Here is a 24,237-nt window from a genome sequence, read left to right as displayed (position 1 = left end):
AATTGCATACGGTGTTTACCCGGCACAATGGACGAGGATGGTTGCTGGTTGACCCGGCGGTTTTTCTCAATGACCGACAGGAAGAGCGATTACCGGCGGCCATCCTGAATCATCAGCCGGCGGCGATACCGACGCAGATAAAACATCACCGTTTCGAAACCCGCTATTCTCCTTGGCTGATATCACTGGATATCAATCAGTCGGAGGATGCCGAACTGCTGGCGCTGAGCGTCACGCAGGCGTTGCAAGAAGCCGATCCGGCAGAGTTGATTGCCGGGCGCGGGCGGATGGTGTGTGGCTGGCTGTTTAGTGCCAGCACGGCCTCCGATATTGCGCACCATATCGGGATGATTGCGGTACAAACATTGTCACCTGTACGGCAAATCGTGCTGCGTTTTTACGATTCGACGGTGAACCATGCCATATGGCCGTTGCTGGATAGATGGCAACGCTCGCGTTTGTTGGGGCCATTGACAGACTGGTATCTGGTTGACGGCGACGGTCAGTTACTGCATCGGGACAATGCCCGGTCGGCGAAGGAACTGTACACCTTTTCACTGTCGTTGACCGCGGCACAGGTGGCAGAAATGGTCTGGTCAGGGCCGATGAATCGGGCACTGCGACAATATCGTCAGGTGCACCGCAATCAGTTACGCCGGACGGAGACTGAATCCCTGCATATTATGTTGGCTTTGTTGCGTCGGGTAACCGCACGCTATGCCTTTAATGATGCTCTGGAGCTGGAAACCTGTGCATTGCACGGCTTGCTATATCACCCGGAGATTGATTTACACCCCCGAATACAGTCGTTGTTATCCAATGAAAGCGGCGAGAGCGCTGGCGGTTATGTCGAGCGAACCGCTGGACTGACAGTAGAAGCATGGTCGGTACTGGCTCGTGAGTGCGGCCATCTCAATCCTGCCATTATTCCCTCAGAGAACCAGGAGATTTTGTTATGAATCGATCATTATGTTGGATGTGTGAGTCCACCGGACCAGCGTTGCTGCCGGTGCGTTATACCGTGGTGCCTGATAACGTTTCTGAAACCTTGCCGGTGTGGGCGGAAACACCAGAGCCGACGGCGCCGGGCTACCATTATGCGCTGCGTACCTTACGGCAGGGGTTTTTGTATGTCTATTACGTTAATGCCGGATTAGGTGAACGGGAGAGCTGGGATACCTGGAGCGTTAGCGAGGATGGCGCGTTGTGGAAAAATCTGAATGCCCCTTTTGGTATCTTCCCCAAGAAAACCGCAGATTGTCATGCGCCGACCCATCAGAGCGCCAATATGGAATTTATTGCGCTAAGGGATATCGCCTTGCGTCAGGAAACCTGGCTGGCTTTCTCTCCCTCCATGTGGAGCCGGGAGACCATTGAGTATTATCACAACAACCGCGAAGCGCGGGAAAAGCGGATGCAGTGCGTGAAACCGTGGCAGTGGCGCGGGGTGCCGGAAGGGGTGGGGATTGCTCAGGCGACGATAGAGAACCTGAATACCGTCATCGATTACTGTCTGGGCGACAATGACTCAGGTAAATATGTTTTGCCCTGTAATCCGAAAGCGGCGCGTATCAGCGGGACACTGAAAGAGGTGCCCTACTACAAAGTTTATCACAATGCGGTGAGACCGCAGGGCACCTTGTATCCGTGGAGTAAAACGCGGGCGGGGTGTGCGGATATCACGGTCAGGGCGATGCAAAAGCGGGGGCTGGCAGATGATGGCAAGCCGGTCTCGCCGGTGTTAATCGCGTTGCATGATCCGATCGGGATAGCGCATGAATTAGCGGGCTGGAGTGATGATATTGTTGGGGCGCATAAAACCTTTCTGGATGAATTGTCGATTGAGTTTATGACCGACAGTTCACTGAATGGGGTGGAGAATCAGTTGCGTCAAATGCACGCCACACATATCAAAAAGCCGGATAAAAAAAAGGATACCATTTTGGCGGCTTCTGAGGGTTTGTCCGTTCAGGAGTGGGACAAACTCAGAGAGGATACAATCCGTCACGCCATTGAATCGGATAAGCAAGCCTTTGCCCGTGATTGGAAGAAATATGCGGCAGAGCTGGATCTGGCTAAACGACAGGCATTTAACCAATGTTATGCCGATCTTTGTGCCGAAGTGGCGAAAAAGCTGGAGCCACTGGCCCAGTTCAGAGTGAGCTGGTTAAAACAGAGCGGGTTTATCACCTGTTGTCAGGATTTTCATTCCACCCGACTGGAGGACAACCTTAATTATCGCGAGGCCGTGGATTATGCCATCGCTTCGCTGAATGTGACCGAAACGGGCTGTGCTTTTTTAGATGATCAAATCGATCAATATTCCGCGTGGTCACCGGACAATATTGTCTGGCGCTCATTATTGCTGAATAACCCAGACGTCATGAAAGAGATGGACGAGTTTTTACAGAAGATGAAGCTGAATAAGGGGAATGAAAAACCGGCGGACATCTCAGCGTTTATGAAAACGGTGACGACGCTGAGTGGAAAACTGACTGAAGCCTACGATAAAGCGAATGAAGCGCTGGAAAAGCCGCCCAAAACCAACAGCCCCTTTGCCCGGGCGATGTTGCACAGTGATCGGAGACTGGTGACGTTGGGCGACCGGTTCTTTAATTTTACCCGTTTAGGAAAAGTGCTGAATAGCACCAATGAAATGCTGAGTAAGGGGCTATTCTCGGTGATTTCAGGGGTGGCGTTTGATCAGGCGGTTGATTTGTCGGTATCACAGCTTAAGGAGGGTAATGCGTTTCGGCAACAGGTATTGGAAAGACTTAAGAGACCGGGAGCAGAGGCTCGTCTTGAAACGAGAAATAGTTATAACGATAGGTTTAAAGAATTTGCTCAAAGTGCTGAAGGAGAGCCGATATTAAAAAAATCCCGGATTAAATGTTTAGTCTTATTTTTTAATGGACTGGAGTATGCCAATCAATTCAAAGAGAGTAAGGGGGATACCAAGAGCCACGCTCAGGTGACCGCCGCGTTTTTAAGTACATTGAGTACGGCAATGGAGATTGTGGAGCCGATGGTGAAGCACGGCATAAAAAATATGGCTGCCACCAACACCATTAAGTTTATTGGGACGGGTGCTAGTACGGTTGCTTCTGCATTAAATCTGGGGGTAGATATTAGTGACCTTTATTCTGAATGGCGTGGCAGAGGGCGCTGGCAGTTTATTGGTCTTTATGGTCTTAAAGTGATTTATGATTTTGCACAATTCACAACAGCATTAAAGGGTTTATTAGAAATATTAGCTAAAAGGGCATTATTTTCAGCTAAAAGTTTAATGATTGAAGGAGGGGAAAGGGCTTTATTGTGTGAAATGATTGGTTGGTTGTGTAGCTGGGAAGTGATGCTCGTTATTTTTCTAGTTGAAGAGTTAGTGATGTATTTTTCTGATAATGATTTACAAAAGTGGTGTCGAAGCTGTGTTTTTGGTTTGGAACCAGAAAAAAATTTGCAGTCTACGCAATCTATTTACCTTGAATCGCATCGGAATGAGCTGTGTGAAGAACAACGTAAAAGTTTTGCTGACGCAATTAAGGAGGGTTTATGAGTACCTTTCGTCCTTACAAAGATGCTATTGATTTTGATGAAATAAACAGACAGAGAAGAAGTCTTAATACACAGATAGAAGTTAAGAGAGAAGTAATGATTCCGCGTTATCCTGAAGATAGAGAGGAGATAGAAAAAGCCATTGCGGAGCTTCAAGCCAAAATCCCCGAACTGGATGCGATATTAGCAAAAGAGCCGCCGCCGCCGGAATTACCTCCTTGTAAACCATTAATTAAAGTGAGTGGTGTGTTGGAAGAATTCGAAACCCTGTGTGTCATAGGTTATTTTACCGATCGTGAATATGATCCGGTCGCTTTTGCTAGGAAGGAGGAGCGGAATCAGTTTGGAGCGTTATTGTTGGCAATGGCGGGAAATAGTGCAGGGGCGGCAATAACTTCGCAAACCGAAGATAGGAAGATTGATGTTTGTGATTTTGTGCGGGGGAAAATTAATGGTATCCCTTTTCATGGTTGGTTAGGGTTTACTGTAGCAAAAGCGGGTGATTACGTTGAATTAGCGGTAACCGAGCAGGAAGGGCATTATTTAGTTTATGCCATTGCTCATCCCGAATTAAGGGTGATATCAATGACACCGCGTTGTAAACAAGGTATTCATTCAAATGCCAAATATCAGGTACGTGGTAATTGGTATTGCTTTTTATTTTTCATGTTTTTTTACATGATGATAGATGTTTTTTTTGTGAAAATGGATATTATCGAATATATGAAATACGTATGTTTTTTCTGCACTTTGGCGGCAGGAATACTTTCACCATTTATATATTTTTCTTGCATGAGAAACCCTAAACCAACATTCAGATTGGCAGAAGAGATTTTCACTGCATTAGGTTTCCCTAATCCTACGGAAGTTAATCTTCAGAAGTTCACGAAGAAGAAGCTTAAAGAAATCAAGGCTAACTCATTGGATGGGAATTCTAGTATAGGAAGGGTTTTGCCTGATAGGCATTGTTTATTAAGCTATTTCTACTATTACTGATTTAAGTAATTAAATAGTGAATGTTGGTTATATGAAGAACAAAGTAAAAACTTTGCCGATGCAATTAAGGTGCTGTCATGAATACTTATCAGATGTTAAAAGGTGCTATTGACTTTGAAGAAGTAAAAGATCAAAGAAAAGATATTGATATATTGGTAAATGTTAAGAGGGAAAGAATTCAACGTTGGCCTGAAGACAGAGAAGAGGTAGAAAAAGCCATTGCGGAACTTCAAGCCAAAATCCCTGAACTGGATGCGATATTGGCAAAAGAGCCGCCGCCGCCAGAATTACCGCCGGGTAAACCATTAATCAAAGTGAGTGGTGTATTGGAAGAGTTCGAAACCCTGTGTGTAATTGGTTATTTTACCGATCGTGAATATGATCCGGTCGCTTTTGCTCGTAAGGAGGAACGTGATCAATATGGAGCATTGTTACTGGCGATGGTAGGAAATAGTTCAGGGGCGGCTGTGACTTCACAGACGTCAGTTCGGGTGAGTGATGCCTGTGATTTTGTGCGGGGGAAAATCAATGGTATTCCCTTTCATGGCTGGTTAGGGTGTACCATAGCAAAAGTGGGTGATGACGTTGAATTAGCAGTGACGGAACAAGAGGGACATTATGTGGTTTATGCCATTGCGTATCCCGAATTAAGGGTGGTTTCTATGACACCGCGTTGTGATAGGGGGATTCTTGCAGATGCTAAGGCGCAGATATTTGGTACTTGCTGTTTTTTTTCGCTTTATCTGTTAATTTTAGCGATAGGGGGTGTTTTTTTTATTGACAAAGACCTTGTCGGATTTCTGGAATATATGTCTTTATTTAGTCTTGTGATGATAGCAATATTTGCACCTAGCACGTATTACCATCGTCTAAAAAAACCCAGGCCCTCAGTGAAGTTGGCTGAGGAGATTTTCACAGTATTAGATTTCCCGAATTCTACGAATCTCGATATTTACCAATTCACAAAAAAGAGGCTGAAGAGAATCAAGGTTAACTCCCCAGATGAGGAACCAGATAAAGGAAAGATTATGCCAGATAAGTATTGTTTATTAAGTTATTACTACTATTACTGATTCAAGTAATAGGATGGAGGTAAAAATTTATGAGATAGTCCTCAGAATTATCTATGCTGAGTCGTAGAGATATTAAAAGATTACCGGTCTTTGGAAAATTCAGTCATGAATTGTCCAACGTGAAGTTTTGTCTATTTTTATGTGGTTTGTTTGTAATTTTGTGTAAATCAAAGAGTTTTTGTGAAACAGATCTATAAAATAGTTTGGATAGGTTTTGCTATTAATCTATCGACATATTTTCTTTTGTTGGTTGTTATCAAAGGATTTGATTCCAATTATTTTGGACTCTCTTATCGAGAGCGGAGTTTTCTCGATAAGATATTAATGTTTATGCTGATTTGTATTTTGCTGGAGGTGGTTAATCTGTTGGTTATTCTCAAAGCGCCAGGGTATGCAAAAATCAGCTCTTTTATTACATCCTATTTCTTTCCTTTTGGAGTGGTTTATTTTATGTCGATTCAAAAAGTCGCACTGTCCCCATTCTCTGAATATCAGGATGATAATAGGGTTGCAGATTCCACGACTTATTTTGTCCGGCAGAAGTATCGAGACAGAGATGAATTGAGGAGCGTGAAAACAGTGTGCTGATTACCGTGAATTTAAATCAGCAAATCGACATCGTATGCTCAAAGAAATTTGTTGATAGAGATGATATTAATAAAGTCATTCAAATGCTTTTGCAGGCGGCGTCGAAAATGAGGGCGATAATATTATTACGCTGAAAATGTGAAAAATTTATTCTTAATGATATAGGGTTCATGATGTTTGAAGGTGTTATTCGCCTGGGCGATAAGCTCAGTAGCGGCGGTGAAGTGATCTCCGCTTCCTCTTCTATCGAAATTGAAGGGAAAAGAGTCGCATTATTAAATGATTTAGTCAGTTGTCCGCTGAAAGGGCATGGTATTAATCGTATTGTTAAAGCTAATTCTCAATGTATTTCCGATGGTAAACCCGTCGCATTTGATAAAGCGCTTTGCCAATGCGGTTGTTATGTTATTTCCAGTACGACTAAAGCCGGAATAGGGGAGTCATCATGATGGCTTGGGATATTCCGCAATCTTATTCCGTACACCGGTCGGAGCCGCCAGTCTGGTCGCTTTGGTGGCGTCTGTTCAGTATGGCTTGTTTCGCTGTCGTAGTTGCGGCCGGCAGTGTCTGGTATCTGCTTAAAGATCCCGCCAGCTTGCTTTATGCGCTGGTCGCTTTAGCTGGAATAACAGCACTGTTCGGCGTGATTGCCGGCTGGCGGCTGTTTCGTTACGGCGTCGAACTGGAGCAAGCGGAGGTGCTGACACGAGAGAACGCCTGGCAGGAGGCGCGCTGGCAAGCATGGGCTTCGCAGGCGATACGGGTTGTGGATTATGGCGCGTTTTTTCCGCCGGAAGTGCCATCCCCGGCGGATAAAGCTGTCTTGGTCAATGGCGATAGCGCACTGGTATTGCCCCCTTTTTCCAGTTACCTCAACTTGTTTGAAAATTTACTGGGGGAGATGCGTCATAGTTTGATGGCGTATGTGGCTAACCATAAGGTGAATGTCTATTTTCCATTGGGCAGGTCTGAAATCATCGTATGGGAACAATTCTGTCAGGTTTGGGCGGAACTGGGGCTGCCTTTGTCTCAACTGCAAGGTCCGATGCAACTCAAAGCCGATTATACCCATCAGATAAGTGACTGGTTGACCACGGAAACCAAAGGATTGCTGTTGATCATAACATGGTGTTGGGAAGGCAATAAAACGCCGGAGGCAGTCAGTGAGGGCGCGGTGATTTGGCTGCTGGCGCCTCCCTCTTCTCCATTGTCGGCAAAGTGCTGTCTGCATCGGCCTATGGCTACTGTCGCAGCGGAGGCCGGGCAGAGTGTGGACCAGTTTCTGCGTTATCAATGTCCTGCCATCACTGCCGGGACACTGTGGTACAACGATGCCGACTCACCGGAGAAAGATAGGTTGTTAATTCGGTTGAATCAGATATTGAAAGCCTTGCCATCATCGGCACAGCAGAGTGTACCGGCAACGCTTGATCAGCAGTTCATCCCCCATTGGCTCGGGAAATCAGGGTCATATGCGGACTGGTTTGCATTAACGCTCGCCATGAAAATGGCCGAGTATCAACAGGCGCCACAGCTTTTTCTGCTAGTGCGCCATGCCGAATTACAACTGGGGACCATCTCCCCACTAAGCAATGTCACTTCATCAGGGGACTTCCATGTTTAAAGCTTTTATTACCCGTAATTTGGGGGTGAGTTTGGTCACCAGTTTGATCGCGCTGGTATTAGGTGGATCGTTACATTTCTGGGGCGATCGATTCGGGTTGTCTACTCAGGTTGTCAAAATAGTCGTCTGGATTGTCAGCATGGTGGGTGTGATATGGCTGTTGAATCTTTTTCGTGATTACAAACAGCGTCTGCCTGTACAGGAAATCGCTGTTAACTCTCCTGTAGAGCAGGCTGCGCTTCCAGAAGCGCTATTTTATTTTCAACGGCTGCAATATCAGCTTCGTCGGCGTTATGGCCCCCTTTGGCGTCGGCGGGTCTGTATTTTGTTGGTGATGGGGCAACGGGAACAAGTGGAAGCTATTGCTCCGGGGCTGACAGCACAACACTGGCAAGAGGGCGAGCACAACCTGTTGCTGTGGGGCGGCAGTTTGCAGACGCCGCCGGATAAAGCGCAGTTACAGGCGTTGCGCCGATTGCGTCGCCGTCGTCCGCTGGATGGCGTGGTGTGGGCGATGACCGAAGACCAGCTCAGCCAGCGGACGCAGATAGAAACCGCGTTGCGTATGCTGGAGAAGCAGGGCCGACAGTTGGGCTGGCAGGCGCCGGTGTATGTGTGGAATGTGCGTCACAGCCACTGGGACCAGCGCGACCGGCCAACTCAGACGGTGGGCTGTTTTCTGTCAGAAGAGGGGACGGCTGAGAAGCTGGCGCAGAGTCTGGACGGCCTGATATCAACGCTGGCGAACCGGGGCATGGAACAGGCGATAGCGGAAAATCGTCACGATTTTCTGTTGCGACTGGCGCAGTCTTTGCGGGATGGCGGGGTAACGCGTCTGGTCGGGCAGTTGACGCCGTTGTTAGACCGGCCGCCGCTAGTGCTGGCGGGGGTGACGTTCAGTTTACCGCTGCCGGTGCCGTCCGGGATGGTGGAGCATGGCTGGCTGGTGGATGCCAGTTGGGATGGGGTGCTGGAACAGGTGCGTGATATCCGGGGACAGGCGGTGGGTTTCCCGTGGGAGAAAAGCGCCCAGTGGGGGGTGATAGCTCTGGCGGCGTTATGGGGCGCGGGCAGTGTGACCGCATTTTTTGCCAACCGCCATCAGGTAGCGGTCAGTCGTGAACGAATCAGTCAGGCCAGTGACCATCAGGGAACCTTATCGGCCCGTCTGCTCAGTCAGCATGACTTGCAATTGCAGATTGACCGGTTGCAGCGCCAGTCAGCGCATGGAACGCCGTGGTACAGCGGTTTCGGGCTGAATCAGAATACGGCCTTGTTGAAAGCGATGTGGCCGGTGTATCAGCGCAACAATGCCGAACTGATACGTGATGCCGCTGCCCGGTTGCTCCATCAGCGTCTGACCGAACTGGTGAATTTACCGGCGGGCAGCGCACAGCGTCATCAGCGTATCACATCGGCGTATAACCAGTTGAAAGTGTATCTGATGATGGCCCGGCCGGAGAAAGCGGATGCAGCGGTGATGAGCCGGGTGTTGATGGCGGACTGGCCGCACCGGGCCGGAGTGACGGATGGCCTGTGGCAAAACACCGGCGAATCGCTGCTGGCGTTTTATGCGGAGAATTTACCGCGCCACCCGGAGTGGAAAATCAGTGTGGATAACGGGCTGGTTGGCGAAGTGCGTCAGATATTGCTCAATCAGCTTGGTCAGCGTCATGCGGAGAGCATGCTGTACCAGAAAATGCTGCAACAGGTGGCCCACAGTTACGGGGATTTAAGGCTGGCGCAGATGACCGGGGCTACGGATGCGAGCCGATTATTTACCACCCGTCAGGTCGTACCGGGGATGTTTACCCGTCAGGCATGGGAAGGGCAGGTACAAAAAGCGATAGCGCAGGTGGCGGCGTCCCGGCAGGAGGAGATTGACTGGGTGCTCAGTGATGGCCGTCAGCCGGTATTGAAGGCGGTGTCGCCGGCGGAGCTGAAAGCCCGGTTGACGGAACGTTATTTTACTGACTTCGCCGGGGCGTGGCTGAATTTCCTCAACAGCCTGCGCTGGCATAAAACTCATAACCTGTCCGACACCATAGACCAGTTAACCCTGATGGCGGATGTGCGTCAGTCGCCGTTGATTGCCCTGATGGATACCCTGGCTTATCAGGGAGAAACCGGGCAACCGGGAGCAGCGTTAGCGGATTCGCTGATGAAATCGGCACAAAACCTGTTCCAGAAAAATAAGCTGCCGATGATTGACGACCAGACCCATATGCCGCCGGGGCCGCTGGATAACGCGTTTGGTCCGTTATTAGCGCTGATGGGCAAAAGTAGTGCGGAAAACGGGCTGACGGCGGACCCGTCACTCAGTCTGCAAACCTTCCTGACGCGGGTAACCCGGGTGCGTCTGGCGCTGCAACAACTGGCGAATACGGATGACCCGCCGGCGGTGATGGAAGCGCTGGCGCAGAGTGTGTTTCAGGGGAAAAGCGTGGAACTGACAGACACGCGCACCTACGGCAGTTTGATAGCCGCCAGTCTGGGAGTGGAGTGGAACGGGTTTGGTCAGGCGGTGTTTGTGCAGCCGTTAATTGAGGCGTGGCAGACGGTGTTACAGCCGGCGGCGGCCAGTCTGAATGCACAATGGCAGTCGGCGGTGGCGGCGGACTGGCAGACCGACTTTGACGGACGTTACCCGTTTGTGGCGGGACAAGATGAGGCTTCTTTGCCGATGCTGGGGCAGTTTATTCGGGCCGATAGCGGGCGAATAGAACAGTTTCTGCACAATCAGTTAGGCGGGGTGCTGCATAAAGAAGGTAAACATTGGGTGGTGGATGAAGTGAACAGTCAGGGACTGCATATTAACCCGGCCTTTTTGGCGGCGGTAAATCAACTGAGTCAGGTTGCGGATGTGCTGTTTGCTAACGGCAGCGAGGGAATACGATTTGAATTGCGGGCGAAACCGGTGCGTGATGTGGCGGAAACGGACCTGACGATAGCGGGTCAGCGGTTGCGTTACTTTAACCAGATGGAGAGCTGGCAGCGTTTACGCTGGCCGGGAGACGAAGATAATCCCGGAGTGGTGTTGACCTGGACCGGCGTGAATACGGGGGCGCGGCTGTATGGGGAGTATCCGGGGACGTGGGGATTGATACGCTGGCTGGAGGCGGCACAGGTGCAGATGCTGGATGAAAGTCGTTACCGGCTGAGATTTACCACGCCGGAGGGGTTACCGCTGACCTGGGTATTGCGTACCGAAGTGGGGAAAGGGCCGCTGGCGTTGCTGAAACTGCGGGGTTTTACATTACCGAAAACGATTTTTGAGGAGAATAGGGGAAATACTCTGGCTGAATCGGAGATAAATAATAACGACTGGGGAGCAGAATAATCGCTTATTTGACGGAATAAACTGGAGGTGATAAATGGCGTGATATTACCGGTTATTGCCAGAATAGGTCGCTGAGTTCAGCCATTCATTCGGTTTCAATATTTTATAAGCATATCATCGTGATATTCCTATTCGTCTGTAATGCTTTATTATGAGGCAGGGTAATTGCTGCCCTGAATCGGGGTTAATCTATTATTAATGGGATGATGCTAAATAATGCAATCTATTCTCATTCGCAGAATATAACTGAGAATCATTCCTTTTTTACGCATCGGTAACGTATTGGTGATAGTGAATGTTAATCATAAGGTGAGTGTTTTGATATTATTTAACGTATTGAAAATAATATAAAAATAGACTTTATTTCAATGATTTTGAACGAAATGAATATAAGAAAGGTGAATTGATTTCATATTATTTAAATCAATGCAATCTTTTTATATAAACAGATTAAATCCTGTTTATATTTGGTTTAAATATAATGAATTCTGCGGTTGATATTAAACATATTGTGCTATTTGATAAAAAAAGACTTGATTTTAATATGCACTCGCAGGGAGGATGGGGATTATTAAGTAACTGTCTATGTAGTTAATGGATCTATTAATTTTAACGCATGTGCCAGGCTATATGATTATTCCTCTCCCGGTTAACTGCTGAGTCAGGAAATACCGGCATTGATTGACTGTTCCCCGAATTTACTGGGGATGACAACCGAGAATGTATTCGGTTGGGGTTTTAATCACGTCACCGATATTGGTGGCATTACCCATTCAATAATAGAGGAGTCATGGGTATGGCAATCCCTGCGTATTTATGGTTGAAAGATGATGGCGGCGCCGACATTAAAGGCTCGGTGGATGTACAAAACCGGGAGGGCAGTATCGAGGTGGTGGCGCTGGAACATGCGTTACATATCCCGACGGATAACAATACCGGCAAGCTGACCGGCACTCGTGTGCATGCGCCGTTGGTGTTCACTAAAGAGGTCGATGCGTCTAGCCCGTATCTGTATAAAGCGGTGACGTCTGGTCAGACCCTGAAATCGGCGGAATTCAAGTGGTACCAAATTGATGATGCTGGTCAGGAGAAGGTCTATTTCATCACTCATCTGAACAACGTGAAGGTGGTGAAAGTGGCGCCGTTGATGCATGACATCAAAGATCCGACCAAAGAGAAGCACAACCATCTGGAACGTGTCGAGCTTCGTTACGAAAAAATCACCTGGACGTACAAAGACGGCAACATCATTCACTCTGATGCGTGGAATGAGCGCAATCAGGCGTAATGGGTTGACGGGTTGGCGGTTATGCCGGCCACTTTAAATCTAACAGGCGCCGGGATGATTGCGGTGCCTGTCTTCCCTTGGAAGAACAGGAGATGTTGTGATGAATCGACCATTATGTCAGACGTGTGAATCCATCGGACCGGCGCTGCTGCCGGTGCGCTATACCGTGGTGCCCGATAACGTTTCGGAAACCTTGCCGGCATGGGCGGAAACACCAGAGCCGACTGCGCCGGGCTACCATTATGCGCTGCGTGCCTTACGGCAAGGGTTTTTGTATGTCTATTACGCCAATGCCGGGCCATTTGAATCGGAGAGTTGGGATGCCTGGAGCGTCAGCGAGGATGGCGCGTTGTGGCAAAATCTGAGTGCGCCTTTTGGTGTCTTGCCCCAGAAAACGGCGGATTGTCATGTTACGACCCATCAGAGCGCCAATGTGGAATTTATTGCGCTAAGAGATACCGCCTTGTATCAGGAGACCTGGCTGGCTTTCACGCCCTCCGCGTGGAGCTGGGAGACCATTGAGTATTATCACAACAACCGTGAGGCGCGGGAAAAGCGGATGCAGTGTGTGAAACCGTGGCAGTGGCGCGGGGTGCCGGAAGGGGTGGGGATTGCTCAGGCGACGGTAGAGAACCTGAGTCATGTGATGGATTACCATCCAGAGGACGGTGACTCCGCTAAATATCTTCTGCCCTGTAATCCGAAAGCGACGCGTATCTGCGGGACAATGAAGGAAGCGCCCTACTACAAAGTTTATTACGGAGAGGTGAAACCGCGGGGCACGTTGTATCCGTGGAGTAGTAAACGAGCGGGATGTGCGGACATTACGGTCAGAGCGATGCAAAAACGCGGGCGGGACGCGGATGGCAAGCCGGTTTCGCCGGTGTTAATCGCGTTGCATGATCCGATCGGGATAGCGCATGAATTAGCGGGCTGGAGTGATGATATTGTCGGGGAGCATAAAACTTTTCTGGATGAATTGTCGATTGAGTTTATGACCGACAGTTTATTAAATGGGGTGGAGAATCAGTTGCGCCAATTGAGGACAAGTCACTCGGAAGAAAAAGCAGAACGAAATTTTGACTTGATTTCAACGATGATTTCTGGACATGCTTCCGCTCAAGATCTTGTAAAACTTAAAGAAGATGTTACTCGTAATACGCTTAAATTGGACAACCAAGTGTTTGCCAGCGACTGGGGAAAATACACGGCAGAGCTGAATTTGGCTAAGCGACAGGCATTTAACCAATCTTATGCTGATCTTTGTGCTGACATAGCGCAAAAACTGGAGCAATTGGCCCAGTTGAGAGTGAGTTGGCTAAAACAGAGCGGGTTTATCACCTGTTGTCAGGATTTTCATTCCACCCGACTGGAGGATAACCTTAATTATCGCGAGGCGGTGGATTATGCCATCGCTTCGCTGAATGTGACCGAAACCGGCTGTGCCTTTTTAGATGATCAGATTGACCAGTATTCTGCGCTATCACCGGAAAATATTGTCTGGCGCTCATTATTGCTGAATAACCCGGAAGTCATGAAAGAGATGGACGGGTTTTTACAGAAGATGAAGCTGAATAAGGACAATCATCAACCGGCAGCCCCTTCGGATTTTACGAACGTGGTGTCAGATCTGAGTGGGAAACTGATTGAAGCCTACGATAAAGCGAACGAAGCGCTGGAAAAGCCGCCGAAATCCAACAGCACCTTTGCCCGGGCAATGTTGCATTGTGACCGGCGAATGGTAACTCTGGGCGACCGGTTTTTGAATTTTACCCGCTTAGGAAAAATGCTGGACAGCATGAATGAAGTGCTGAGTAAAACGCTGTTATCGGTGATTTCAGGTGTGCCGTTTGATCAGGTGGTTGAACTGTCGGTATCACAACTTAAGGACGGTAATGCGTTTAGGCAGCAGGTGTTGGAAGAGCTTAAGAAACCGGGTTCTGAGGCGCGGTTGAAAAAAAGTAATAAATATCAGTCTGATTTTAAAAAATTTGCTGATAGTGCTGAAGGAGAGCCGGTATTAAAAAAATCCCGGATTAAATGGTTAGTCTTAGCTTCCAATGTCCTGGAATTTTCCAACCAGTTACAAGAGAGTAAAGGGGATGCTAAGAGTCAAGCGCAGGTGACCGCAGCGTTTTTAAGCACACTGAGTACGGCGATGGAGATTGTAGAGCCGATAGTTAAACACGGAATGGAAAATGTGATTGCTGCCAACACCATTAAGTTTATTGGGACGAATGCTGGGGCGGTTTCTTCGGCATTAAATCTGGGAGTAGATATCAGTGATCTTGGTTCTGAATGGCATGGTAGAAGGCGTTGGCAGTTTATTGGTCTTTATGGTCTTAAAACTGCTTATGATTTTGCACAATTAACAACCCCGTTAAAGGGTTTATTAGAAGTCTTAGTAAAGAGGGAATTGCTTTCGCCTAAAGGTTTGATTTTTAAAGGAGTGTCAAGGATTCTGGCATGGGAAACTTTTGCCTGGCTATGTAGTTGGGAGGCGATGCTGTTAGTTTTTTTGATTGAAGTGTTAGTAACATATTTTTCTGAAAATGATTTACAAAAATGGTGTCGGAGCTGTGTTTTTGGTTTGGAACCAGTAAAAGGTTTGCAATCTACTCAATCTATTTACCTCGAATCGCGGAGGAATGAGTTGTGTGAAGAACAACGTAAAAGTTTTGCTGATGCAATTAAGGATATCTCATGAGTACCTTTCGTCCTTACAAAGATGCTATTGATTTTGAAGAAATAAAAAGTCAGAGGAGCAGCCTTGATACATGGATAGAGGTTAATCTTGACTGGATAGTAAGCCACCCAGAAAGTAAAGAAGAGTCAGAAAAAGAGATTGAGAAAACAAAAGAAAAAATTCCTGAACTGGATGCGATATTAGCAAAAGAACCGCCGCCGCCGGAATTACCGCCGGGTAAGCCATTAATAAAAGTAAGTGGCGTATTGGAAGAGTTCGAAACCCTGTGTGTGGTTGGTTATTTTACTGATCGTGAATATGATCCAGCCGCCTTTGCTCGTAGGGAAGAGCGGGAGCTGTATGGGGCGTTATTACTATCGATAGCAGGAAATACCTCAGCGGCAGCAATTAATTCGCAAACCAAGGTTCGGGAGAGTGATACCTGTGATTTTGTACGAGGGAAAATCAATGGTGTGCCATTTCACGGTTGGTTGGGATTTACTGTAGCAAAGGCGGGTGATTACGTTGAATTAGTAGTAACCGAGCAGGGAGGGCATTATGTGGTTTATGCGGTTGCGTATCCTGAATTGAGAGTGGTTTCTATGACACCGCGTTGTAGACAGGGGATTCATTCAAATGCCAAATATCAGGCACGTGGTACCTGGTATGTTTCTTTACTGTTATTTTTTATATTTATGATACCGTGCCTTTTTCATGAGCAATCCAGAGAGGATATGATTGATTATATAAAATGTGTCGCTTCATTTTGTGGGTTGATGGCAATTGTCCTTTCACCGTTAATCTATTTTTCCTGCATGAGAAAACCTAAACCGACATTTAGGTTGGCTGAAGAGATTTTCACGGTATTGGGTTTTCCTAATCCTACAGAAATTAATCTTGAGAAATTTACAGAAAAGAGGTTGAAGGAAATCAAGGTCAATTCTCCAGACGAACAATCTGATAAGGAGAGTGAAAGAGTTATGCCCGATCAGGCTTGTTTTCGGAGTTATTATTACTATTACTGATTTAAGTAATTAAAAATAGGAATTAACTGTGTGAAAAACAACGTAACAGTTTTGCTAATGCAATTAAGGACGGCATATGAGTACCTGCCGTTCTTTTAAAGAGGCTATTGATTTTGATGAAATCAAAAGGCAGAGGAGCAGCCTTGATACATGGATCGAGGTTAAGCAAGAAAGAATTCAGCGTCGTCCTGAAGACAGAGAGGAGGTAGAAAAAGCTATTGCGGAAATTCAGGCCAAAATCCCCGAACTGGATGCAATATTGGTAAAAGAACCGCCGCCGCCAGAATTACCGCCCAGTAAGCCATTAATTAAAGTGAGTGGCGTATTGGAAGAGTTCGAAACTCTGTGTGTTAAAGGTTATTTTACCGAGCGTGAATATGATCCGGTTGCCTTTGCTCGTAAGGAAGAACGGGAATTGTATGGCGGGCTATTAATGGCGTTGGCAGGAAATACTTCGGGATCTAATTCGCAAACCAATGTTCGATGGGGGGATGTCTGTGATTTTGTCCGGGGGAAAATCAACGGCATCCCCTTCCACGGCTGGCTAGGGTTTACTTCCGCAAAGGTAGATGATTATGTTGAATTAGCGGCAACCGAGCAGGAAGGGAATTATGTGGTTTATGCGATTGCGCATCCTGAATTAAGGGTGGTTTCTATGACGCCGCGTTGTGATCAGGGTATTCATGCAGATGCCAAAGAGCAGATATTCGGTACTTTCTGTCTTTTTGGAGGATTCCTGCTTATTTTGGTTATTGTTGCTTGGACAGATGCTTTGGAGCTTCTGGAAAATATGCTGCCATTTTTTGCTTTAATGATAGCGATATTTGCCCCCAGCACATATTATCGCCGTCTAAAAAAGCCCAGACCTACAGTTAAATTGGCTGAGGAGATTTTCACGGTATTAGGTTTCCCTAATCCTACGAATCTCAATATTCGCCAATTCACAAGAAAGAGGCTGAAAGAAATTAAGGCCAATTCATTAGATGAGGGAGCCGGTAAAGAGAGTGAAAGAGTTTTACCAGATGATGGATGTTTCGCAAGCCATTATTACTATTACTGATTCAAGTAATTAAAAATAGGAATTAACTGTATGAAGAACAACGTAAAAGTTTTGCTGATGCAATTAAGGATATCTCATGAGTACCTTTCGTCCTTACAAAGATGCTATTGATTTTGAAGAAATAAAAAGTCAGAGGAGCAGCCTTGATACATGGATAGAGGTTAATCTTGACTGGATAGTAAGCCACCCAGAAAGTAAAGAAGAGTCAGAAAAAGAGATTGAGAAAACAAAAGAAAAAATCCCTGAACTGGATGCGATATTAGCAAAAGAACCGCCGCTGCCTGAATTACCGCCGGGTAAGCCATTAATAAAAGTAAGTGGCGTATTGGAAGAGTTCGAAACCCTGTGTGTGGTTGGTTATTTTACTGATCGTGAATATGATCCGGCCGCCTTTGCTCGTAAGGAAGAGCGGGAACTGTATGGGGCGTTATTACTATCGATAGCAGGAAATACCTCAGCGGCAGCAATTAATTCGCAAACCAAGGTTCGGGAGAGTGATACCTGTGATTTTGTACGAGGGAAAATCAATGGTGTGCCATTTCACGGTTGGTTGGGATTTACTGTAGCAAAGGCGGGTGATTACGTTGAATTAGTGGTAACCGAGCAGGGAGGGCATTATGTGGTTTATGCGGTTGCGTATCCTGAATTGAGAGTGGTTTCTATGACACCGCGTTGTAGACAGGGGATTCATTCAAATGCCAAATATCAGGCACGCGGTACTTGGTATGTTTCTTTACTGTTATTTTTTATATTTATGATACCGTGCCTTTTTCATGAGCAATCCAGAGAGGATATGATTGATTATATAAAATGTATCGCTTCATTTTGTGGGTTGATGGCAATTGTCCTTTCACCGTTAATCTATTTTTCCTGCATGAGAAAACCTAAACCGACATTTAGGTTGGCTGAAGAGATTTTCACGGTATTGGGTTTCCCTAATCCTACGAATCTCAATATTCGCCAATTCACAAGAAAGAGGCTGAAAGAAATCAAGGCCAATTCATTAGATGAGGGAGCCGGTAAAGAGAATGAAAGAGTTTTACCAGATGATGGATGTTTCGCAAGCCATTATTACTATTACTAATTTAAGTAATTAAAAATAGGAATTAACTGTATGAAGAACAACGTAAAAGTTTTGCTGATGCAATTAAGGATATCTCATGAGTACCTTTCGTCCTTATAAAGAAGCCATCAATTTTTCCGATAGCAAAAAAGCAGCAGAGCAGGAAATAATGAATTTTCAAGCTAAAATCCCTGAACTGAAGAGGTTGAGGAAAATCAAAGCTAATTCCCCGGATGGAAAATTGAATAAGGGTGGTAAGCGGGTTTTGCCGGATAAGAGCTGTTACTCCAGCTATTACTACTATTACTAATTCAAGTAATAAAGCCGTGGAGGAAAATTAAAGAGAGCATGTAATGGGGAGTTTTCGGGATTATCTATAACGAGACGTAGAGATATTAAGAGATTACTTTTCTTTGGGGAATTCAGTAACGAATTATCCAATGTAAAGTTTTGTCCATTTTTATTCGGTTTGTTTGTAATTTTGTGTAAATTAAGGTTTTTTTGTGAATCAGATCTATAAAATAGTTTGGGTAGGTTTGGCTATTAATGTATTAACCTATTTTGTCTTACTGGTTGCTATAAAGGTAGCTGGTGCTGGTTATTTTGATCTTTCTTATGAAGAGCGACATCTTGTTGCTAAATTATCGATATTCAATGCTTTGATGTTGATTTTTATTTTGCTGGAGGTGGTTAATCTGTTTGTTATTCTCAAAGCGCCAAAGTATGCGAAAATCAGTTCGTTTATTGCATCTTGTCTTTTTCCATTTGGCGTGGTTTATTTCATTGGGTGTTTGTTATCAATTCAACGAGTTGCACTATCCCCATTCTATGAATATCAATATCAGGCAGGTAATGTGACGTCTGATTCCACGGTCTATTTTGTACGGGATAGGTATTGGAAAAGGATGTGTATTTTTGGTTGCATAACGCTGGTTATGTCAATGAAGGGCGCGGTTAGTATTTGTATGATGATGACGGTTATGCATTGTCTCTCATATCGTAAAACAGAAGGTCGTTATTTCTTCGCCGAGACAGAAGGGGGATTTTTATTAACACCAACCGCGTTGAGTAAAACTATTTTCTTGCCCTATGGCTGTATTAATAGGGTGGAGGAGCGTGAAAACAGTGTACTGATTGTTGTTAATTTAAATAAAAAAATCGACATTGTATTCTCAAAGAAATTTGTCGAAAGAGACGACCTTATAAAAGTCATCAAGCTACTTTCACAGGCAGCATTGAATAATCCGAACGATAATATTATCACGTTCTAAATGTGAAAAATTTATCCTTAATGATATAGGGTTCATGATGTTTAAAGGTGTTATTCGCTTGAGCGATCAGCTCAATAGCAATGGTGAAGTTATTGCTGTCTCTTTAGTTGAAATAAAACAAGTTTCAATGGCTGACAGAGATATTCAGTGTCAAAGGAGAATATAAAGATGCTGCAACAGCTAATTGCGAGTTGTTTTATTGAACGTGATGCATTGGCAGAAGCACGGCAGAACGCGGCGCTGTGGGAAAACTGGTTGTTACCCATTAGTACCGATGTACCCACGGGTAATGATCCGGTCTATGAAGATGATTTTCTGTGTATGCGGGAGGAGGTCAATAAACTTAGTGGCATTGATACCGCTCTGATTTGTCAACTGGCGGAAAAGCTGTTGACCACCCGGTGCAAAGATGTCCGCGTGGCGACTTACTATGTGTGGGCGCGTCTGCATAGTGAGGGGGAACGTGGTCTGGCAGAAGGGTTGGCGCTATTGGCTGGATTGGCGGATCGTTTTGGCGAAGCCCTGTTACCCAGTCGGACTAGCAGCCGTAAAGCTGCGCTGGAGTGGCTGACTGGCGCCAAAATGCGGGACAGTTTATCACGCTACCCAGAGGTAAATCGGACTGACTTTGACCATATTCTGGCCGCGTTGGCGTTACTGGAACAATCCTTTGCCTCTTGGGATGAAGAATCTCGTCCAAGTTTCGTCGGGCTGGCAAGAACGCTGGAGAACCGATTAGCTCAGTCCGGTGGATTAAATGCGGTGGTGCCGCAAACTGCCGCTCCAGTACCGCCATCGGCGGGGCAGAGTAATGCGTCAGCACCGGGTAAGCCACCGGTTTGGCGTCAGGTGCAATCTGGGCGTGATCTGTTAGATCAGGCGCGTGAACTGGTGCGTTATCTGCGTGATCAGCCTCAGGGTTGGCTCTCCTCTGCCCGGCTGATACGTAGCGTCCGGTGGGATACCGTCCATCAGCTACCACCACAGGATGCTGATGGGCGTACTCGTCTGGTTCCTCCCCGCACCGAATACCGTTCCCAACTAAAGCGGCTCTACCGGCAACAAAACTGGCATGAGTTATTGGAGCAGGTTGAGCGCATGTTTGCGGAAGGGGTGAATCATTTTTGTCTGGATTTGCAATGGTATCTCTGTCAGGCATTGAGTCGATTGGGCTGCCCTTATGAAAGTTGGGCGGACATCATGAAACACGATCTGAGAATACTGCTTGAACGGCTGCCGGGGCTGGAGAGTCTGGCCTATAACGATGGAACGCCTTTTGCTGATGAGGTGACCGCCAATTGGATCACCCAACAGGTTCATGACCATCAGGCAGATTGGCAGTTTGAGCATTTACCGGCACAACCTCGACATGATGATGACGTGTTGGCGCTGGAGGCGGAAGCGCTGCAATTGGCGGACAGCGAAGGCATTGATGCGGCGTTACGTTGGTTGGGGCAATTGCCCAGTATCAATGGGGCGCGCCACCGCTGGTTACAGCGCTTGCTGATGGCGCGGGTGGCTGAGCAATACGGCAAGCATGAAATGGCGCTGCATTTACTGACGGAGCTTGACGCCGATGAGCAATTCAATCTTGGCGAATGGGAGCCGGAACTGATGTTTGAGGTGAAGGCGTGTCTGCTTAAGTTGCTGCGCATGAAAGCCCAACGCAGTGAACATGATAAAGCGAGGATGGCGCAACGGATGGAGACGCTGCTGGCGGGATTGGTGGCGATTGATCCGGTCAGAGCTTCGGTGCTTTGTGGGTGATTGACTCTGTTTATCAGTTGTAGGCGCCGCCATACGCCTTCTCGACTTGTTTTATTCCTTTTCGTTTTATAACAACCATTAAGAGTGATGATATGGATGATTTAATTCTCCGCTATTACGAGGCGGAAATGCACTATCTGCGTGAAGCTGGTAAAGAGTTTGCGCAGGCGCACCCAGACCGGGCAGCCATGCTGAATCTGAGTGACGAGCGGGATCTCGATCCTTATGTGGAGCGATTGCTTGAAGGCTTCGCTTTCTTGATAGGGCGGATGCGCCAGAAACTTGACGATGATTTGCCGGAACTGACGGAAGGGCTGATTAGTTTGCTGTGGCCGCACTATATGCGGACTATTCCTTCACTTTCCATTGTTGAATTGGCGCCCGATTATCAGACTTTGGCAAAAAGTGAAGTGATCGCCAAAGGGTTTGAAGTGATATCTCAGCCCGTAGGACCAAGCCAGACCCGCTGCTATTACCGGACTACCCGTGATGTGCAGATTACACCGCTGCATATCGCCTCTGCTACGTTGCAGAATGAAGCCGACGGCCGTTCAGTGATCCGTTTGCGTTTTGACTGCGGTCAGTTGACGGAGTGGGATAAAGTGGATTTGACGCGGTTGCCTCTGTACCTCAAAGCGGGCCGGCCGGTGAGTTCTGCCTTGCATCTGGCGTTAACCCGACAGACTCAACATATTTACGCGCGTTTGCCGAATCAGGAAAAGCGTTCTCATCTTAATAATGGCTCTTTTTCACCGATGGGGTTTGACAGTGATGATCTCTTATGGCCGAAAGAAGGGAGCGCGTTCAGTGGTTATCAGTTGTTGCTGGAATATTTCACTTTCCGCGAAAAATTTATGTTTGTGGCGCTCAATGGCTTGGATTCGTTAGAGATTCCTACCGGTACGCCTTGGTTTGAGTTGGATATCGTACTCAGTGAGCTGTGGCCCTATGAATTGAAGTTTTCAGCGGAAAATATCCGATTGCATTGTGTGCCGGTAATCAATTTGTTCAATGTTGAAGCCGATCCGATGCACATTTCGCGGCTGCAAAATGAGTATCTACTGCGCCCGATGCGCATTCAGGATGGTCATACCGAAATTTATTCGGTGGATGAAGTCTCCTCTTCTCGACGAGGTGATGCGCAGCGTTTTGTGCCGTTCAGCAGTTTTCGCCATCGGGGCGGTATCATGCGTAGTTCCGCACCAGAGCGTTATTTCCATACTCGTGTATGTCGAAGTCCTTCGGGTTTGCACGATACCTGGCTGATCCTCGGCGGGGAATCGTTTGAAACTGACCCAGAGATTGATGATGAAACCCTTTCACTGCGTATCACCGGCACCAACGGCCAGTTGCCTCGTCAGGCATTACGTAATACGCAACTTGAGCAGACATTACACTCCGCCGCAGGCCAGTTGCGCGTAAGCAACCTTTGTTCACCGACGTTGCCCTGTTATCCCCCGGCGAATGACCGTTTCCACTGGCGGATATTGAGTCATCTCGGTTCTAACTTTCTTAGCATGATGGATAACCCGGAAGTGCTGCGCGGCACATTAGGGCTTTATAACTGGACGAATGACGAGATGAACTGCCGTTGTCTGGATGCCATTGTTGGGGTGAAACATGCGTTGATCGAACGTTTTGAAAAGGGCTTTCTACTACGGGGCGTTGATATTGAGATTACGCTGAACAGCAGCGGCTTTTCCGGCGAAGGCGATATTTTCCTATTCGGAGAGCTGCTTAACCGTTTCTTCTCGCTGTATACCGATATTCATCTGTTTAACCAATTGACACTAATCCTTCAACCTTCAGGGAGATGTTTGCGATGGCAAGAAAATCACAATCAGCGTATTCCCGGTTAATGCAGCAACTGGCGCCGAATATTTACGATTTTAACTTTTATCGCTTCTGTCAGTTGTTGGAGAGTATGCGGGATGGGTGTCCGCCGTTGGGTAGTACGATGTCGCCCGGTGATGATCCGATCCGTTTCCGGCCTGATCCCGGTATGGGTTTTCCTGCCGGTGAACTGAAAAGTGTGGAATGGGATGAGCAACAGCCTGAACAGCCGCCGACAGTACGCACAACGTTTCTTGGCTTGTATGGCGTGGATTCACCACTACCGACGGCTTATCTGAATGATATTGTTCAGCAGAGTGAAGGCTATGAAGGCGTAGCAGATTTTCTGGATATTTTTAACCATCGAATAATGACCCAGTATTACCGTATCTGGCGTAAATATTCCTATCCCGCGACTTATGAACCGAGTGGTCAAGATCAAACCTCGCAATGCTTGCTTGGGCTGATTGGTTTGGGGATCGCCGGCAGCCAGCAACATATTGCGACGCCGGCTTCTCGCTTTCTGGCGCTGCTCAGCATCATGCGGTTGCCAACCCGGATAGCGGAAGGCGTGATGGCGCTGGTCAAGCTGTTGGCTCCTCTCACGCAGGTACAGGTGGTTCCTCATGATCGCAGGCGAGTACGGTTTACCCAACCGGTTCGTTTAAGTCGTCACCATCCGATTCCACTTTCTCAACGTCCCGTACTGGGCAAAGTCGGGACGGATGTTAACAGCCAAATGGCGCTGGATCTCTATACCGAAGATACCGATGAAGCTCAAGGGTGGTTACCGCAGGGGGAACTGCATACCGATCTGTTGGTGTTGCTGCGTGTTTATCTGGGCTGGCGTTGCAGTGTGCGATTACAGCTCACTTTACCTAAATGGGTATTGCCATCGGCGCAGTTAGGGAAACAGCGCGTTCGGTTAGGTCGAACAGGCGTATTGGGGTTGAAACCGGGAGCACAAACGGTTTCAGGCATGGTGAAAATTAATCTGGGGCGCTATCAAGGGCTCTTACCGAGTTATCAATATAGGGAGGCCGAGAATGGCAGCTATCAATTTTAAAT

The 24,237-nt window shown here is 47.1% G+C and carries 19 protein-coding genes; all 19 read left to right on the top strand.

The window, feature by feature from the left end; genetic code table 11:
* Window positions 1-959: DUF4123 domain-containing protein (locus OO184_RS17530; protein WP_265380279.1), on the top strand; the 959-nt coding region annotated here is incomplete at its 5' end.
* The gene (locus OO184_RS17525) at window positions 956-3,556 is read left to right on the top strand and encodes a T6SS effector BTH_I2691 family protein (RefSeq protein WP_265380278.1); all 2,601 of its coding nucleotides are present in this window, start codon (window positions 956-958) and stop codon (window positions 3,554-3,556) included. The genes OO184_RS17530 and OO184_RS17525, both read left to right, overlap by 4 nt.
* A complete protein-coding gene (locus OO184_RS17520) occupies window positions 3,553-4,551 on the top strand; it encodes a putative type VI secretion system effector (RefSeq protein ID WP_265380277.1) in 999 nt (332 codons plus the stop codon). Before OO184_RS17525 ends, OO184_RS17520 begins: the two co-directional genes overlap by 4 nt.
* Window positions 4,552-4,628: 77 nt before the next feature.
* On the top strand, window positions 4,629-5,624 hold the full coding sequence (locus OO184_RS17515; protein ID WP_265380276.1) for a putative type VI secretion system effector: 996 nt from the start codon (window positions 4,629-4,631) through the stop codon (window positions 5,622-5,624).
* 180 nt (window positions 5,625-5,804) lie between these two features.
* The gene (locus OO184_RS17510; RefSeq protein ID WP_265380275.1) at window positions 5,805-6,212 is read left to right on the top strand and encodes a hypothetical protein; all 408 of its coding nucleotides are present in this window, start codon (window positions 5,805-5,807) and stop codon (window positions 6,210-6,212) included.
* 170 nt (window positions 6,213-6,382) lie between these two features.
* Entirely contained in the window at window positions 6,383-6,661 is a 279-nt protein-coding gene (locus OO184_RS17505; RefSeq protein WP_265380274.1) for a PAAR domain-containing protein, read from the top strand.
* Window positions 6,658-7,836 carry a KPHS_23130 family T6SS system protein gene (locus OO184_RS17500; protein ID WP_265380273.1) on the top strand — a complete coding sequence of 393 codons (1,179 nt, stop codon included), beginning with the start codon at window positions 6,658-6,660 and terminating at the stop codon, window positions 7,834-7,836. The genes OO184_RS17505 and OO184_RS17500 overlap by 4 nt, the downstream gene beginning before the upstream one ends.
* Window positions 7,829-11,176: an ImcF-related family protein gene (locus OO184_RS17495; protein WP_265380272.1), complete on the top strand. Its 3,348-nt coding sequence runs from the start codon at window positions 7,829-7,831 to the stop codon at window positions 11,174-11,176. The genes OO184_RS17500 and OO184_RS17495 overlap by 8 nt, the downstream gene beginning before the upstream one ends.
* Window positions 11,177-11,853: 677 nt before the next feature.
* Window positions 11,854-12,000: a hypothetical protein gene (locus OO184_RS17490; protein WP_265380271.1), complete on the top strand. Its 147-nt coding sequence runs from the start codon at window positions 11,854-11,856 to the stop codon at window positions 11,998-12,000.
* Window positions 11,973-12,464, top strand: coding sequence for an Hcp family type VI secretion system effector (locus tag OO184_RS17485; RefSeq protein WP_265380270.1), 492 nt, complete (start codon window positions 11,973-11,975; stop codon window positions 12,462-12,464). The genes OO184_RS17490 and OO184_RS17485 overlap by 28 nt, the downstream gene beginning before the upstream one ends.
* 100 nt (window positions 12,465-12,564) lie before the next feature.
* A complete protein-coding gene (locus OO184_RS17480) occupies window positions 12,565-15,171 on the top strand; it encodes a T6SS effector BTH_I2691 family protein (protein WP_265380269.1) in 2,607 nt (868 codons plus the stop codon).
* On the top strand, window positions 15,168-16,175 hold the full coding sequence (locus tag OO184_RS17475; protein WP_265380268.1) for a putative type VI secretion system effector: 1,008 nt from the start codon (window positions 15,168-15,170) through the stop codon (window positions 16,173-16,175). The genes OO184_RS17480 and OO184_RS17475 overlap by 4 nt, the downstream gene beginning before the upstream one ends.
* Before the next feature lie 76 nt (window positions 16,176-16,251).
* On the top strand, window positions 16,252-17,235 hold the full coding sequence (locus OO184_RS17470) for a putative type VI secretion system effector (RefSeq protein ID WP_265380267.1): 984 nt from the start codon (window positions 16,252-16,254) through the stop codon (window positions 17,233-17,235).
* 76 nt (window positions 17,236-17,311) lie between these two features.
* The gene (locus tag OO184_RS17465; RefSeq protein ID WP_265380266.1) at window positions 17,312-18,319 is read left to right on the top strand and encodes a putative type VI secretion system effector; all 1,008 of its coding nucleotides are present in this window, start codon (window positions 17,312-17,314) and stop codon (window positions 18,317-18,319) included.
* Window positions 18,320-18,395: 76 nt separating this feature from the next.
* A complete protein-coding gene (locus OO184_RS17460) occupies window positions 18,396-18,608 on the top strand; it encodes a hypothetical protein (protein ID WP_265380265.1) in 213 nt (70 codons plus the stop codon).
* Between the two features lie 193 nt (window positions 18,609-18,801).
* A complete protein-coding gene (locus OO184_RS17455) occupies window positions 18,802-19,569 on the top strand; it encodes a hypothetical protein (RefSeq protein ID WP_265380264.1) in 768 nt (255 codons plus the stop codon).
* A 168-nt stretch (window positions 19,570-19,737) separates the two neighbouring features.
* Entirely contained in the window at window positions 19,738-21,336 is a 1,599-nt protein-coding gene (gene tssA, locus OO184_RS17450; RefSeq protein ID WP_265380263.1) for a type VI secretion system protein TssA, read from the top strand.
* Between the two features lie 92 nt (window positions 21,337-21,428).
* A complete protein-coding gene (tssF, locus tag OO184_RS17445) occupies window positions 21,429-23,195 on the top strand; it encodes a type VI secretion system baseplate subunit TssF (protein WP_265380262.1) in 1,767 nt (588 codons plus the stop codon).
* Complete coding sequence (gene tssG, locus OO184_RS17440) at window positions 23,159-24,235, top strand: type VI secretion system baseplate subunit TssG (protein ID WP_265380261.1); 1,077 nt, start codon at window positions 23,159-23,161, stop codon at window positions 24,233-24,235. The genes tssF and tssG overlap by 37 nt, the downstream gene beginning before the upstream one ends.
* Window positions 24,236-24,237 lie beyond the last annotated feature (2 nt).

The organism is Photorhabdus aballayi (assembly GCF_026153155.1).
Lineage (GTDB): Bacteria > Pseudomonadota > Gammaproteobacteria > Enterobacterales > Enterobacteriaceae > Photorhabdus > Photorhabdus luminescens.
Note: the sequence above shows the minus strand (reverse complement) of the source record. Positions and strands in the feature narration are given on the sequence as shown.

Excerpts from the sequence above, each read along its gene's own strand:
- OO184_RS17525 (WP_265380278.1), top strand. The coding sequence starts at position 956 with ATGAATCGATCATTATGTTGGATGTGTGAGTCCACCGGACCAGCGTTG.
- OO184_RS17520 (WP_265380277.1), top strand. The coding sequence starts at position 3,553 with ATGAGTACCTTTCGTCCTTACAAAGATGCTATTGATTTTGATGAAATA.
- OO184_RS17515 (WP_265380276.1), top strand. The coding sequence starts at position 4,629 with ATGAATACTTATCAGATGTTAAAAGGTGCTATTGACTTTGAAGAAGTA.
- OO184_RS17505 (WP_265380274.1), top strand. The coding sequence starts at position 6,383 with ATGATGTTTGAAGGTGTTATTCGCCTGGGCGATAAGCTCAGTAGCGGC.
- OO184_RS17500 (WP_265380273.1), top strand. The coding sequence starts at position 6,658 with ATGATGGCTTGGGATATTCCGCAATCTTATTCCGTACACCGGTCGGAG.
- OO184_RS17495 (WP_265380272.1), top strand. The coding sequence starts at position 7,829 with ATGTTTAAAGCTTTTATTACCCGTAATTTGGGGGTGAGTTTGGTCACC.
- OO184_RS17485 (WP_265380270.1), top strand. The coding sequence starts at position 11,973 with ATGGCAATCCCTGCGTATTTATGGTTGAAAGATGATGGCGGCGCCGAC.
- OO184_RS17480 (WP_265380269.1), top strand. The coding sequence starts at position 12,565 with ATGAATCGACCATTATGTCAGACGTGTGAATCCATCGGACCGGCGCTG.
- OO184_RS17475 (WP_265380268.1), top strand. The coding sequence starts at position 15,168 with ATGAGTACCTTTCGTCCTTACAAAGATGCTATTGATTTTGAAGAAATA.
- OO184_RS17470 (WP_265380267.1), top strand. The coding sequence starts at position 16,252 with ATGAGTACCTGCCGTTCTTTTAAAGAGGCTATTGATTTTGATGAAATC.
- OO184_RS17465 (WP_265380266.1), top strand. The coding sequence starts at position 17,312 with ATGAGTACCTTTCGTCCTTACAAAGATGCTATTGATTTTGAAGAAATA.
- OO184_RS17460 (WP_265380265.1), top strand. The coding sequence starts at position 18,396 with ATGAGTACCTTTCGTCCTTATAAAGAAGCCATCAATTTTTCCGATAGC.
- tssA (WP_265380263.1), top strand. The coding sequence starts at position 19,738 with ATGCTGCAACAGCTAATTGCGAGTTGTTTTATTGAACGTGATGCATTG.
- tssF (WP_265380262.1), top strand. The coding sequence starts at position 21,429 with ATGGATGATTTAATTCTCCGCTATTACGAGGCGGAAATGCACTATCTG.
- tssG (WP_265380261.1), top strand. The coding sequence starts at position 23,159 with ATGGCAAGAAAATCACAATCAGCGTATTCCCGGTTAATGCAGCAACTG.